Source organism: Candidatus Polarisedimenticolia bacterium, assembly GCA_035764505.1.
GTDB lineage: Bacteria > Acidobacteriota > Polarisedimenticolia > Gp22-AA2 > AA152 > AA152.
Genome location: DASTZC010000180.1, coordinates 1 through 14,516 on the forward strand (window position 1 = coordinate 1; position 14,516 = coordinate 14,516).

The 14,516-nt window shown below is 64.4% G+C and carries 12 protein-coding genes; 3 read left to right on the forward strand and 9 right to left on the reverse strand.

The genetic code is table 11. The features are described 5' to 3' along the window. The first annotated feature begins 430 nt into the window (after positions 1 to 430). Positions 431 to 631: a hypothetical protein gene (locus VFW45_11975; GenBank protein HEU5181502.1), complete on the forward strand. Its 201-nt coding sequence runs from the start codon at positions 431 to 433 to the stop codon at positions 629 to 631. A 126-nt stretch (positions 632 to 757) separates the two neighbouring features. Then, the gene (locus VFW45_11980) at positions 758 to 1,558 is read left to right on the forward strand and encodes a hypothetical protein (GenBank protein ID HEU5181503.1); all 801 of its coding nucleotides are present in this window, start codon (positions 758 to 760) and stop codon (positions 1,556 to 1,558) included. Positions 1,559 to 1,628: 70 nt separating this feature from the next. Here the strand turns inward: VFW45_11980 and VFW45_11985 are convergent, their stop codons facing one another. From VFW45_11985 to VFW45_11995, 3 genes are all read right to left on the reverse strand, one after another. Continuing rightward, positions 1,629 to 4,589, reverse strand: coding sequence for a carboxypeptidase regulatory-like domain-containing protein (locus tag VFW45_11985; protein HEU5181504.1), 2,961 nt, complete (start codon positions 4,587 to 4,589; stop codon positions 1,629 to 1,631). A 424-nt stretch (positions 4,590 to 5,013) separates the two neighbouring features. After that, entirely contained in the window at positions 5,014 to 6,798 is a 1,785-nt protein-coding gene (locus VFW45_11990; protein HEU5181505.1) for an alkaline phosphatase family protein, read from the reverse strand. Then, entirely contained in the window at positions 6,798 to 10,196 is a 3,399-nt protein-coding gene (locus VFW45_11995) for an amidohydrolase family protein (GenBank protein ID HEU5181506.1), read from the reverse strand. Before VFW45_11995 ends, VFW45_11990 begins: the two co-directional genes overlap by 1 nt. A 206-nt stretch (positions 10,197 to 10,402) precedes the next feature. On the opposite strand from VFW45_11995, the gene VFW45_12000 reads away from it, so the two are divergent. Next, positions 10,403 to 10,999 (forward strand): hypothetical protein, encoded by a 597-nt coding sequence (locus tag VFW45_12000; GenBank protein HEU5181507.1) that lies wholly within the window; start codon positions 10,403 to 10,405, stop codon positions 10,997 to 10,999. A 36-nt stretch (positions 11,000 to 11,035) separates the two neighbouring features. Here VFW45_12000 and VFW45_12005 read toward each other — a convergent pair whose 3' ends face one another. The 6 genes from VFW45_12005 to VFW45_12030 form a co-directional block, all read right to left on the reverse strand. After that, complete coding sequence (locus tag VFW45_12005; protein HEU5181508.1) at positions 11,036 to 11,902, reverse strand: universal stress protein; 867 nt, start codon at positions 11,900 to 11,902, stop codon at positions 11,036 to 11,038. 144 nt (positions 11,903 to 12,046) lie between these two features. Beyond that, on the reverse strand, positions 12,047 to 12,475 hold the full coding sequence (locus VFW45_12010; protein HEU5181509.1) for a hypothetical protein: 429 nt from the start codon (positions 12,473 to 12,475) through the stop codon (positions 12,047 to 12,049). A gap of 32 nt (positions 12,476 to 12,507) precedes the next feature. After that, positions 12,508 to 13,374 (reverse strand): phosphodiester glycosidase family protein, encoded by an 867-nt coding sequence (locus VFW45_12015; GenBank protein HEU5181510.1) that lies wholly within the window; start codon positions 13,372 to 13,374, stop codon positions 12,508 to 12,510. A 37-nt stretch (positions 13,375 to 13,411) separates the two neighbouring features. Next, positions 13,412 to 13,711, reverse strand: coding sequence for a hypothetical protein (locus tag VFW45_12020; protein HEU5181511.1), 300 nt, complete (start codon positions 13,709 to 13,711; stop codon positions 13,412 to 13,414). Further along, the gene (locus tag VFW45_12025) at positions 13,708 to 14,310 is read right to left on the reverse strand and encodes a cytochrome c oxidase subunit 3 (protein ID HEU5181512.1); all 603 of its coding nucleotides are present in this window, start codon (positions 14,308 to 14,310) and stop codon (positions 13,708 to 13,710) included. The genes VFW45_12020 and VFW45_12025 overlap by 4 nt, the downstream gene beginning before the upstream one ends. A gap of 5 nt (positions 14,311 to 14,315) precedes the next feature. After that, entirely contained in the window at positions 14,316 to 14,447 is a 132-nt protein-coding gene (locus VFW45_12030) for a hypothetical protein (GenBank protein HEU5181513.1), read from the reverse strand. Positions 14,448 to 14,516: the final 69 nt, after the last annotated feature.

Consider the following 14,516-nt stretch of genomic DNA (forward strand, 5'->3'; position numbering starts at 1 on the left):
TTAATCGTCTCTGCCACTTCGTTTCCCCAGATTCATAGGATCCGCCCAACTATACTTGTGCCGATCTGCGTTATTCGATATCACTGCGGGCCCGGTCAGTACTAAAGGAATTATGCTGCAAGGGGAGGTGGGTGAGAAGGCCCCCGGCCACAGCTAGATAGAGAAAGCGCGGCTCGAATCCCGCACGCGAAAACCCCAAATACGCTGACCTGCCATAAAAAATAGTGCTGCGAGGAAGGTGCATGGACTAACCTCGACCGGGTTGGCGTAACGGTCCTTGAGGGTAGCCCGCGGAGCCGTCATCTGTAAATAGCTGTCTTCTTTTGAGGCCGCTGAGCCTCTTCCGGCAGGGCCGGCTTGACGAAACCCCACCTGGACCGGTTAGACTGCCGGGGAACTTCCATCCATCCTAATTTTCGGGAGGCCTGTGATGAGGAAGATGCTGTTGGCAACGGCGTTCGCGGTCATGACGGCAGCGGCGGCCTACGCGTTCAACGCCGGAAACGACATCAAGCTGCCCAAGTGCTCGATGACGCTGTGCCGCGCGGTCAACTGCTCCGCGGACACCCTTTGCGTGAAGGGCGCGCACGTCACCAATTGCGCCGATGTTTGTAGCAACGGCGCCCAGTAAGCCATCCCCGAAACGAAAGCACTGCTGATGGGTCCCATGTCGTAGCGGGACCCATCGATCTTTCTGCCCCAAGCGAGCGGAACCAGGGCCACCATTGCTCCGCGGCGGATCATGAAAGGAGGCAGGATGGGCGACTGGCTTCTCAACCTACCGGTGCTGTGGATGGGGGTCGTGATCCTCGGGATCACCTACCTGGTCACCGCCGGAATCTACGGATTGGTCACCAGGCTGGCGGTTGGCGAGCGGGGGCGTTCCTTCACGGCAATCTCTTCGGGGATTCTTTCTCCCCTGGCCATCGTCTTCGCTCTGCTCGTAGGATTCCTGGCCGCGCAAGTCTGGAACGAAGCCGATCGGGCCAATACCGCCGTGAACCGGGAAGCGAGCGCCCTCCGGGCCGTGATCCTCCTGGCCGGCGAGTTTCCGGGCGAGCCTGAGGCGCGGCTGCATGACCTCATCCGAGGCTACATTCAGGAGGCAGCCACCGAGGAGTGGCCGGCGATGGCGGGCCGGCATGCCACCCTGGCGATCGCTCCCGTGCCGCTGGCCAAAGCGCTGCGGCTGGTCCTCTCACTCGCGCCTCAACGAGAAGGCCAGGTGCTCGCGCAACGCGAGATGGTCGCATCGATCGAAAGCGCTTTCGACGCGCGCCGCCAGCGCATCATTCTGAGCCGGTCGTCGGTCAACTGGGTGAAATGGACCGTGCTGCTCGTCCAGGCGGGTCTCACGTTGATTACGGTGGCCATGATTCACAGCAACAACCGCGGCGCCAGCCGCATCATCCTGGCAATCTTCGCCACGGGAGTCGGCGTGGCGGTTCTGCTGATTGCCTCTCACAGCCGCCCGTTCGGCGGAGAAATCTCGGCAAAGCCCGCGGTCCTGCTCCAGGTCATGCCGGAGGCCGCCCCGCCGGGCAGTGCCACAAGATAATGATCGGTGTCGGCCGACGTGAAGAGGTCGTCGCCTGCCGCCAGAGGCGTTCGTCGACACCCGCAGTTGCTTATCTGAAATCCGCTGCCGCCTCCTGTTCTGCTTCTACTTGTACTTCAATCTCTTTTGACTCGAGGCTGGTTCCCTTTCCTCCGAGGCTTATTCTGAGCCTGCCGGGCGGGATATTGGGCAGGACGACGGCCCCGTCCGATGAAGAGCCATCGCTGGTTTCCAGCCACCTTCTGAGGGCCGGGGATATCACGGTCAGATCGACTCCGGCATCGTCCACGATGTGCAGATTGGCTCGAAGCATGGAAGCCACGGTCGAGCGATTCATCTCGCCCGGCAACAGAAGTCGCAGCCGCCCGCCTCTTGTCACCGGAACCTTGACCTCCTCCTGATCCTCCTTCAATTCGAGCTTCTGATATCCAACGGCATACCCCGCAACATCGACGGAAATCAGCATCGGGCCGGGTTTCAGAGAAGTAAACCGCGCGGGTCCTGTCCCGCACATTATCGAGCTATTCGACTCCCAGCTCGCCTGGGCACAATCGAGCTCGAGGGGCTTCCCGTTGGAGCTATCGAACGCCGTGACCTTCAAGCTTTTCGCCGGGGTCATCTCGATTGAAAGGTCGCCGGTGGACCCTTGCACTTCCACTTCCACCGCTTCCTCCATGCGGTAGCCGGAGGCGATGGCTGTCAGGCGGTATCTCCCCAGCTCCATGAGCTGCACGCGAAACCGGCCTTGGGCATCGGATGCGCTCCGGGCTTGTGGGTTCGTATTGAATTCTATGGCCGACTCTCCGTCGGCTACGAACATGGCACGGTTGGGGGAATTATCTTTCCCAACCTGCCACGCCAGCACCGTAGCCTTCAGGGGAAGCCGTGTCTCTTTGTCCACGACCTCTCCGGTCAGCCAAAGGTCAGGAATGTCGATGTCCATCCGTACGGTCGATTCTCCTTCCGAGAGCGTTATCTGCTTTCCGGTTCTTGCCTGCTGCCAGGCCACGACGAGTCCATAGGTTCCTGGCCCGAGGCCTTGTGCTTCATAGGAGCCGTCCTCCCGGGACCTCGCGGAGATTGAGCCGCCAAGCCTGCTACCCTCGGGCAGGCCCGAGGCGTTCTGCGTCAGAGTCAGCCGGGCATCCGCAGCCGGACCGCCTCCGTAGGTGACCGTGCCATGCAGCCGGATTCCCCTTCCAAAATCATGAGTCCTCGTCAACCCGGCCTCGATGGAAACGACGGCAGACTCGTATCCCTCGTAGGTTCCCGGTACATCGACCTTGGCCAGCGCCTGGGGTCCGGTGTGAAGGCCTTCGAGAAAATATCGACCATCGGGGCCGGTGGACACCGATTTTTGCCCCATCGGGTCGAGAGTCCGCACTTCGGCTCCCGCCAGGGGCACCCCTCCCTTTCCGAATACCATTCCCTCCACCGCACCGCCGCGGTGGAGCAGAATCTCGATTGGCTCCTTCCGCTCTGTATCCAGATCGCGGATCAACTCGGTCATGTAGCGCGGATGCTGCACTTCAATCATGGATCTTCTGCTCAAGCCCTCGACTTCAAACGCTCCCTCGGAATCCGTCTCGACGGAAGGAAGTCCCGGGACCCGGACGGTTGCACCTAAGACTGCTTCACCATTCTCCACGTCCCGAACGACGCCATGGACGCCAAGGCCTCTCTCCAATCGGATCTCCAAAGCCTTCGAATCACCCGGCTCGACCTGAACTGCCTCGAGAGTTGCCGGCTGGTAACCGCGTGCTATGGCCTCTATCTTGTAGAGGCCGGGCGTGAGGCCGTCCAGCCTGAAGGCACCTTCGTCGTCGCGGAAAGTGGCCGGGCCGCCTCGCGGGTTCCAGAATCCTCCACGGCCCCCATCGACCCGGAGAAGGAGGCTGAAGATGGGGACGGGAATTCCGGTGTCCTTGGCAAGAACTTGTCCGACGAGGCTGCCGGCTTCCGATAGCACGATCTCCAGATCCGCCTTGCCTGCTTCGATATCATCCAGCTTCTTTGGAACGTATCCTCTTGCTTCCGCTTCAATTTCGATCGACCCAGCCGGCAATCCCGTGAGCTGGAAGCTCCCTTTCGGGCTCGACTTTCGGAGCAGGCTCAGCTGCCGGCCGGACTCGTAGAATCGCGCCCGGACCGACGCCCCCGAGATGGGAACACCGTCCGCGGTGCGCACGGTTCCGGAGACTTCCAAGCCCGGAGCGAGCCGGATCACTCCCTGATCCGTGGCCGCTCCATCCTTCACGATGCATCCTCGAAGCGTCGCGGGCCGGAAGCCCTCCGCGCGGAGTCGGAGGGAATAGGTCCCTTCGGGGAGAGGCCCGAGGCGAAGCGTGCCATCGGTGCTCGAAGGCAGGGACTCGGCAAGCAGGTCGAGGTCGGGTGCATCATCGGAATCGAGGCGCGCCACTGCGCCGGATATCGGCTGCCCATTTGCATCCTTCACGGACAGCCTGAGGGTCCCTCCCGGAGGAAGGCGGATATCACGCTTGACGACGGGGGCGGAGGGAGTGAGGACCAGCGAGCGGAGTGGCCGCCCCTCAACGCGAAAAACGCACCGATATCGCAATCCTCGCCCAAGGGGGCCGATTACCAGATGCCCCTTCTCATCTCCACGGGGACGCACCTCACCGAGTCTTCTTCGCTCGTCGTCACTGAGAAACTTTCCATCCTGACCTTCCGTGCGAACCCACGCCTCCGCTCTGGGGAGAGGGCGCCCTTTGCCATCCAGGACCGTCGCACTGACCTGGCTTGCCGGACGCATCTCGAAATCGATTCTTGCGACCTCTCCTTCGCGAAGGACCTCGTCATGCCCTTGCGGAATGAATCCTGTCACTTCGACCTTCAGGGTCTTGAGACCAGGCTTGAGACCTGAGAACTCGAAGATTCCTTCCTCAGGAGAAGCCTTGGCGACGTTGCCGGAATCCTGTTTCCCGGTGAGATTGACGGAAAACCCTCGAAGCGCTTGTCCCTGATAACGGACTTGGCCCCGGATGGCTGCCGCACGCTGGAGCACCACGCGCAAGGGATCATTGCCACCCTTGGGGCCCGACCAGGGCAAGTATCCGGGAGCGCTGACCTGCACGATGCCTGCATCAATCCGTATCGCGGCATTCACGATGGGCTGACCGCTCGTGTCAACCACCTGGGCCAGTGACGCGGGAGAGCTTCGTTCTTCGGAATGGGATTGGCCAGGCAGAAGAACTGACAAGGCAAGAACCACGAGGCCGAGGCACCAGCGATACGGTCGGATTTCCAATGGGAACTGTCCTGTATTAAAAGAAGCAGGCCTCTAGGATTCCTCAGCTCGAGAATCCGTAGCCCAATTCCTATCACAACTGACACGGTGGAAGCAGAGGAATTTCAATAGATGTTGCAGCGGCATTTCGCGATAACCACGTTGCGAAAGGAGCATGCGATGGGGACCGTGGAGAAGGAGGCTACTACTTGATCGGCGCACCTCGGAGCGCGAGCGGGGCGGGATCGGAGAGGCCGCCGAGATCGAGTCCCAGGGCCGCGGAGAGGGTCGAGGCCACCCGCGTCATGTCGACCGGTGACGTATCGGCTCCCGGCTCGACGCCGCGTCCCCAGAACAGCAGCGGCACGCGGGCGTCGGCATCATACGGCTGGCCGTGGGTGACGCAGCCATCCTCGTCCAGCTCCACCCATCCCGGCTGCATGACCAGTGTGAGGTCTCCCATGCGCTCCGGCCGCGAGCTGAGCCGAACCGGCGTCGAGACCTCGCCACGCACGATCTCGTCGTAGGTGTAGGCCTCGCGGACCCCCTCCACGCCGAGCAGGTAGTTCTTCAGCCAGCCACGCACCAGCGGCAGCGAGGAGGCGGGAATTCGGTCGGTGTTCAGGTAGAGCATCGGGTCGCGCCAGGCCCGCACCAGCGCCTCCGAGAGCGGCATCGAGCTGTCTTCCTTGATGCCCAGGAAACGCGCCAGCTCGTACTCGATCCGCTGCCGCAGCTCCGGCAGCTCTCCGATCCTGGTGACCCGGACGCTGCGCTGATCGCTCAGGTCGAGCCGGCCGGCCGGAATGCCGCGCTTGAGAAGCACCTTCACGTTGGGTGTCACGCCGTGATCGGCGGTGAGCGCAACGAGGAGGCTCTCGCGGCCAAGCCGCTTGATCAGGAAATCGAGGAAGCGGCCGATGGTCGCGTCGAGCCGCTTCATGCCGTCGGCCACCTCGCACGAGTCAGGCCCGAACATGTGGCCGTAGTAATCGGTGCTCGAAAAGCCGACGACCAGCAGGTCGGGCTGCCCTTTGGGGTTCTTTCCCAGGCCGTGCGCCTCGATCACCCGCTCCGCCATTCCCTCGAGCAGGTCGTTGCCGTAAGGGGTGAACTGCAGCGCGCGGCCATCGGTCACCTTGTGGGGAAAGCTCTTCCCCATGCCGAATTCATCCACGTGCGTAGCGGCCACGTCATCCGGGCACTGGATCTCGCAGCTGGGCAGGGAGCACTCCCAGCTGCGCCAGTCGGGGTGCAGCTTGAACAGCGTCATGGTCTCGGGATCGCCGGGCTTTTCGGTGAGACCCTGCTCCTTCGAATAGGCGAGGGCCGATCCGCTGCACGCAGGATAGAAATCGGAGCAGACGAACGACGGTGCGCCATCTGGGAGCGTATCCATCCAATAGGCGGCATCGGCCGTTTTTCCGGTCGTCAGGATCGCGGAGCGGTCCTTGATGGCGACTCCCACGACCCGGGCGCCCGGAAAGGTCCGCTTCATCCGATCCGCCAGAGAGGGATCCAGCAGGTTGCAGGGATTGCCGACGCGCGGCGCGTCAGCCGGCACGGCGCTCCAGCCGCTCAGGCTGCAGGTGCCTTTCTCACCCGGCTTCCAGGGGCCGTAGGCGCAGTTCACCGCCCTGCCCGTGGCCCGGTCGAACCACTGGTTCGCGACAATCCCGGACATGAACCCGTACGTTCCGGTCCCGAGAACGGTATGACTCGGCCCGGTGAGGGTCGTCTGGTGCGCGTACCGCGCTCCCTTGAAGTAGCGCCCTTCCGATTCGAGACGGCGGAATCCGCGCTCGCCGAAGAAAGCGTGGAAGCGATCCAGGGTGTCGGCCGGCATCTGGTCGACCACGATGAGAACCGCGAGCTTCGGAGGCTTGCGCGAGGCGGAGGAAGCGACCCGGGCGCGCGCCGGAGACGGCGCCAGCGCCAGGAGCAGCAGCGCGGCGGCGGCCATCGATTGCGCCGGATGACGGCGGCCCATCATCGCTCCCAGAAGAACTTGCCGAGCGGCTTTCGGGTCGGCCAGAGCTGGTCCATCGTCGCGGCGTCGTAGAGCATGCCGTTCTTCATGACGAAAGCGACCTTCGCGGAATCATGGATGTCGGCGAGGGGATCCCCGTCGATGACGACGAGATCGGCGAGCTTGCCCACCTCGAGCGTACCAAGATCCTTGCCGAACCCGAGCGCCTCGGCCCCGGACACGGTGGCGGTGCGCAGCGCCTCCATCGGGGTCATCGCGCCGTCGCCCACGGTGAACGACCACATCTCCCAGTGGGCCCCGAGTCCCTGCAGCTGACCGTGGGCGCCGAGGCAGACGCGCCCCCCTTCGCGCTCGATGCGGGCCGCGCCGTTGGCCACCGACGGAAAGCTGAAATCCTCCTCCGGATACCAGGGACGGCGACGGCCCAGGCCGTCCAGCATGTCGTGCGGCACGTAGCGCCGCAATCTCGCGTCATCATGCGGGTTGGCGTGCTGGTACCAGTAGAGCTCCGCCGCCGGTCCGCCGTAGGCAACCACCAGTGTGGGCGTGTAGGCCGTGCCGGAGCGCGCCGCCAGCGTGACCACGTCCTTGTAAAGGGGCACCGGCATTGCGTGCTCCATGCCGGTGAAGCCATCCATGAAGTTGGTGAGGTCGGTGTGCAGCTCGCCCGCTCCTTCCATCGTGACGCCGACCCCCTCTTCGCGCGCCGCCTCGACGAACCAGATGCGCTGCTCGCGCCGCGGCTGCTGGTAGACCTTCAGCCAGTGGGCGCCGTACTTCTTCATCCGCCGCACCGCCTGCACGACCTCCTCCTTCGTGTCGGCCTTGGCGAAGATCGACGCTGCCTTGCCGCCATAGAGGACATCGCCGCTGGAGTAGATGCGCGGGCCGATCATGTCGCCGGTTTCCACCATCTCCGCTTCCGAGAAGACATCCAGGCTGTGGGCCGACGGATCGTGCAGGGTGGTGACTCCATAGGCGAGGTTGGCGACGTATTCCCACTTCTTCTCCGGGAAGATTTCCATCGCCGAGTAGTGCGGATGGGCGTGCACGTCGACCAGCCCCGGGATGACGGTCTTCCCTTGCAGGTCGAAGGACTGCGCGCCGGGCGGCTCCGTCAGGGTCCCCGAAGGACCGATGGCGACGATCCGGTTGCTGGTAACGACAAGGTCGGCGTTGTCCACGACCTCGTTTCCCTTCATCGTGATGACCCGCGCATGCTTGAGGACGACCGAGCCGGTCGGCACCGCCTTCTTCGCCGTCAGGACGATCGGAATCGCCTCCGGCTTCGGCATCTCAGGCTCTTCCTCCCCGGCCTCCTCCTTCTTATCGCCGTCTTCCTCCTTCTTGCCGGCCGCGGATTCCTTCTTGCGCTTCTCGGCCGCCTGCTGCTGGATCGCCTCGCGCACCTTCGCAATCGACTGGCGGTAGAAGGTGTCGGCCATCCCCCAGACCACCATCTTGCCGCCGTCGGCCCAGTCGACGTAGCCGCCTCCCTCGGTGCTCAGCCGGTAGACCGGCACCGGGTCGCCGCCGAAGCCAATCTCCACCGGGTCGGAGCCTGCCGCCGGCAGCGCCGTCACGTAGACGTCGTCGGCCCGCACGAACGCCACCCAGGTACCATCCGGAGACGGGACGGCGTTCTCCGCCTGCTTGAAGCGCAGGTGGCGCTGCTTGTCGGTGCCGTCCAGGCGGACCGAAACCAGGTCGGTCTTGCCGTCGGTGAAAGGCTTCTCGGGGGGAATGTATTCGGTGAAGAAGAGGCGAGTGCCGTCGGGGCTGAAGACGGCGGAGGGATGGAAGCGGACCGTGTCGCCCGGCGTGACCGAGGTGACGCTTTTCGCCTCGCCGCCGGCCGACGGGATCCAGCGGATATCGAAGTAGGGGTCCCCCTCGGGCTGCTGGCCGCGCATCTCGGCCCCCGAGCCGGCGACGAAAGCGATGCGGTCGCCGTCGGGTGACCAGGCGGGGTTCACGTAGTGCCCCGCGACGCGCGTCAGCTTCGTGCCGGTGCCTCCCTCGGGCTTGATCTTCCAGACATTCCCCAGCTCCTGGTCGCTCCAGGTGACGTAGGCGATCCAGCGGCCGTCGGGAGAGAACTGGGGGGCGTACTCGCGGCGCGTGTCGCGGGTCAGCCGCTTCGGCTTGCCGGCCGTCCCGCCGGAGATGTCGACAATCCAGATCTTGCCGAGCGCATCGAAGGCCAGCTTCCTGCCGTCGGGAGAAAGCGTCGGCCAACGCATCAGCTTCACCTTGAGCTCGCTCCCGCCCACCGGGACCTCGATTCGGTGCAGCGGGCGCAGATCCAGCGACACGTCGGCGGTAAAGGGGATGTCGCTCTGCGCACCCGTCGCCACCTCCACCTTCCTGATCTTGCCGTGGCTGTAAAGGACGATCGCCTTGCCGTCGGGCGTGTACGAGGCGTTGGGGTAGAGATCCATCTGCGCGAAGCCTTCCAGCTCGTCGCGCGTCAGATCGCGCGCCAGGACGCGCTCCGAGCCGCTCGAGAGATCCCGCAGGACCAGCGTGCTCGCCGCATCGTCGCGCCGCAGGTAGGCGAGCGTCTTCTCATCCGGTGAGAGCATCGGCTTCATGCCGCCGTTGGGTCCCGGCGTCAGGCGTATCATCTCGCCGGTGCGGCGGTCGAAGCGGTAGACGTTCCACAATCCGTCGTTCAGCTGCGGGATGTAGGAGAAGCGCCGCTCGCGCCCGCCGAAGTAGAGGAAACGCCCGTCGCGCGTCGCCACCGTGTTTCCCACGTTGTTCATCTTGTCCTTGGAGATCACCTTGATCCCGGAGCCGCCGTCGCGGTGGATCATCATCATCTCCACCGGCGGGATGCCGGCGCGCGAGGTCTCTTCACGGCGCGCCAGGACATACTGACTGTCGGGTGTCCACGAAGGCGAGGAGAAGACCGCGTCTTTTTCCTCGGTGAGCGGGCGCGGCTCGCTGCCGTCGGGATTCATCAGATAGAGGTTCATGTTGCCGCCGCGATCGCTGCAGAAGACCACCAGCTTGCCGTCGGGCGAGGTGCGCGGCGCGTAGTCGAAGGCCGGACCGGAGGTCAGCCGCGTCGCCTTCCCCCCCGCCATCGGGATTCGATAGAGGTCCCCCAGCAGGTCAAAGAGGATGCTCTTGCCGTCCGGAGCGACATCCAGCGACATCCAGGTCGCCTCGTCGGTGGTGAACTCGACCTTGCGAGCGTTCGCCGGAACGGCGTTCACATCCAGCTTCTCGGCCTTCTTGGCGGCATCGCCGGGCTTCTTCCCCGACGGCTCCTCCGCCGCGGCGCTCCCCGCGCCTCGCGGCGCCGCAATCGTGGAGAAAAGGACGAGCAGGAGCAGGGCCGTCAGCGCCGCACGACGCCTCCGAGCCGCCATCGGCAGGACGCGGATCATGGAGCCAACCTCTCGAAAATGGGGGGTTTCGGACGCACTTCGATGAAATGAGCGGCGGTTATGCTAGCACAAAGGCAGGCTGGTACTCGGCGCTGGGAGTTGAGCGTACTCGACCATGGGGGTGGGCACCGGTCCGCTTTGCAAGCTGGAAGGCTACCGACCTATAGTGCTGCTGCCCATCAACTCCTGAACTCTGGAGGATCTTCATGCACAGGCCAGCTCGACTCATGCGAATGTCGCTGATGATGGCTCTGATGGTGGTCGCCCTGCCGGCAATCTCTCTGGCGGGAGACAAGTACGTCAAGAATGAAGACGTGAAACTGGATCCCGCCCGCAAGCCGGCCCCGGGCAAGGCGCTCATCTACTTTGTCCGACCGCAATTCATGGGCGCCGCCGTCAAGGTCAAGCTTTACGCCGAGGGAAAGTTCCTGGGAATTCTGGCCAGCAAGACCTTCATCCCCCATGAATGCGAGCCTGGGAAGCACGTGTTCGCCGCGGTCGCCGAGAATGCCGGCCTGCTCGACGCGACGGTGGCGGCGGATCGAATCTACGTGGTCCAGGTGGCCATCCACATGGGGGGAATCAAAGCTCGCACTCACTTCGAGGTGGCCCGCAAGGGGAGCGAAGCTTTGGACGAGTATCAGAAAGCGAAGAGCGAGCTGGTGGGCATCACGGCCACGGAGGAAGGAATGAAGTGGGGGGAAGAGGACGCCCAGGTGGACAAGGAAAAGATGGAAAAGTACCGCGCCAAGGGCGAGGTTGAAACTCTGTCTCCGGAGGACGGCGCGGACAGTCTGCCCTAGACATCCTCGGAACCCGCGACCGACCGATTGCGCTGATCAACCGGTGAGCTGGGATCCGACCGGCAGGTTGGCGACCGGGCAGCGTGCCTTTCGGAGCACTCGTTCCGAAGTGGTTCCTCGCAGGCCGTCGAGGAAGCCATCCGGCCCGTCGGTGGTCATCATGATGAGGTCGGCGCCCACCTCATCGGCGACCCGCAGGATCGTTTCCGCCGGCTCGCCCCCTTCGGTCCGCTGCTTCCACTCCCAGCCGGGAACTTCGCGAGGGTGCATCGAAGGCATGTCTCCCGGCGCTCCTACGTGCATCAGCGTGATGATGCCTGAAGGCAGCTGGAGGTTGCGGATGAGCCTGGCGGCCGCCTCCAGTGAGGGCTGGGGTCGTGGCTTGCTCGTGACCGGGATCAGGATGCTCCGGAGGGACACCGAGCCGTCTCGAGGAGAAACGAATCCCGGCACGCCGTGCGGAATGAAAAGAGTGACTTCCCCGGCTTTCCGGGCAACCTTCCCGCCCACGGACTTTCCCAGCCAGCGCATGCTTCCCTCCCGCTGGTGGACCGCCAGGACGATCAGGTCGGCGGGATGGGTCGCCAGAAACCCGAGGCAGGCTTCCACGGGGTGGCTGCTCGACGCCAGCACTTTGCGCACGTCGATTCCGAGGTCCTCAACGGCGCTCTTCGGGCTTCCCGGCGGGATCAGCTTCCAGCGCTCCAGAGTCCCGCGTACTCCCGGGAAATCCTGCCAGTGGGTGGCATGACCGGGATCGACGTGCATGATTCGCAGGGCGGCGCCGGTCACCAGGGCCAGCTTCAAGGCGTGCGCGAAGGCCACCTCGCTCGCCTCCGAGAAATCGGAGGGGTGGAAAATCGACTCGACTCTTATTCCCTCGGGCGCAACGGGTAGACTCATGATGAATGCCTCATTATGAGGAGCGGCAACCGGAACGCTTCCTGTGCTGGCGTTCCCGGAGAAGATACATCCGGAAGTCAGGCTTCCACAAGCTGGGTCGTCTCCGAAGTTTGGCTGGCTTCACCAGGGTTCAATGTCCACCAGCTACGGCTCGTGGTTCGGGATGCGTTGGAGATCGGGCTCGACGAATCTCTCACGGGCCTGGGGTGAGAAGAGCAGGTCGGCGGAGTAGTGGGTCAGCATGATCTTGGGGTCGAGCATGCGCGGGTTGGCGTCGATGAAGGCGTCGGCGGAGGCGCAGGGCGGAGTGATTTCCATGAAGTGGCGTACCGCCAGGATCCAGGCGCGCGTCATCGTCTCGTGGTACTTCGAGGGGTCGATGCCGTGGATGCGCAGGAACGCGAGCAGCGCCTCGCGCATCTTTTCCACCGCCGCCTCGGGATCGTTCTCGACGAGATAGGCATAAGCCAGGCGCAGGTGCTCGCGGTGCCTGAAGGCGGCGGGCTCGAGGCGCGCCGTTTCAAAGCTCTCCCGAAAGCTCCGGTCATCCTCCGACAGCTGGTGGCCTTTCATCGATAGCTCCGGTCCCGCGGATTTCCTCGGGATCACTTCCCCGCTTCGCGCCGCTCCGTCTCGGATCGCCGGATGATGCCGATGACATTCGGAATCGGCCAGGCCGAGCGGGCCGCCTGATCGTCGGCGTCGAATCCCTCGGGGATCCCCGTCAGCTCCAGGGATTCGTGCTTGCTGCCGACGTAGAGCTGCGCCTGCGCCCCTCCCTCCACGTACATCGCCCGGGCGATCCCGATCGGGAGGCCCAGCAGCATCTCGGCCAGGTCGTGCACCGAATAAGGGGAGCGGACATGGATGAAGAGCAGCCGCCCCTCGTCGTCGACGCCGACGAGCGCGTTGCTCCAGCGCCGCGCCTGCTGCTGCCAGACATTGATCCCATCCCAGGAGATGACCCGGATGTTCTGGACCAGCGAGCGATAGAGATCCTTGAGGCGCTCGAAGTCGTCCTTTTGCCGGTCGATCATCATGACCTTCGGGAGATCGGGATTCTTCGGCCCCCAGGCGAGAATGGAGTTGTCCTTGCTCACGCGCGGGTTGTTGACGTGTCCCTCGCTGCGCATCAGGCTCACGCTGGTCTTGTAGTCGGTCTGGTACATGCTGGCGTTGATTGCCGCCACCAGGTTCTGCCGCTCGCACCACTGGCGGGCCGTCAGGAGCTTCCCTTCCCCGGGGGCCGAGGCGTTCGCCAGGCGCAGATCGAAGCGCTCGGGATCGATGCGCAGGATCCGGATGGTGGAATCGCCCGTTACGGAGGGACGGGGAGCCGGGAAGGTTCCCATCTCGAGCCCGGGCTCCAGCCGTTTCCAGCGCCCCATCGAGGATTCCGTCTTCGCGCCGGTGTCGGGTGCCGGAGCGAGGATTCCGAAGCAGGCGGCGGCGACGAGGGGGATGCGGCGCATGGGGTTGCGGCTCGAGCGCGGCGCCGTCCGGCAGGGTTCAGAGTGCAGCGGGGTCTTCCGGCTCGTCTTCCGAGCGAGGAGGCGAGGTCCTGGGTCTCCGGAAGCTCCAGACGACGTAGCCGCCGATGCCGCCGAGGAGGAGATACGGGACCACGAGCATGAACAGAGTGCTGCTGTTGTAGGCGGCGCCCCCATCGGCTCCGGCTGCCGCGCTCCCCTCGCACATGGCGCATTGCGCCAGCACGGGGCCGCCCGCCGCCATCGCCATGGACAGTACCAGGGGGAGAATGATCCACTTGGGCGACTTTCGGAATCCGGTGCGGGACGCGAGCTTCATAGCAGGTAGAGTACCACGAAGAGAAAAAGCCAGGCCACGGCCACGAAGTGCCAGAACATCGCCGCCATCTCCACCGGCTCGTGATGGGCCGGGGAGATGCGATCGCGCCAGGCCAGGATCAGCAGGACGCCGACCCATATCATCACCGCCAGGGCGTGCAGCGCATGGCAGCCGGTCAGCGTATAGACCAGCGGTCCATAGGCGCCGGTGGAGGTGGTCTTCAATCCGGCGGCAAGGAGCCGTGTCCACTCGATCCCCATCATCGTCAGGAAGGCCGCGCCGCAGCCCAGCGTCAGGAAGATCCCGTTCATCAGGCGCCGGTGGCTCGCGGCCCGGGCGCCTTGGACCGCCCCCAGCATGCCGGCGCTGCCTCCCGCCAGCAGGACCAGGTTCAGCGCCCCCATCCAGACCGGCAGCGGCGGCTGTCCCGCGGGCGGCCACATCGGCGACCCGGCGCGCAGCACCATCGTCGCCCCGATCAGCCCGGTGAACAGCATCGCTTCGGCCGCCAGGAAGATGAGCATGGCCAGGCGGTGATTGGGAATCGCCGGCGCGGAGGTCTCCGCCGGCGGCGGATTCGACGCGCGATGGGCGGGCATGACGATCAGTGGCGCAGAAAGAAAACGTAGGCGAAGGAGAACAGCACCAGGCCCAGGATCAGGAGGAGGAGACGCCTGATCAGCTGGCGGTTCTTGCCCGAAAAAGGATCCGAAGGCGGGTTGACGCCTATCTTCATGGCCGATGTCCGTTCACGGCGCCGGTCAGATGCGATTCAGCGCCATCAGGAAAAGAAGGACCGGGAGGT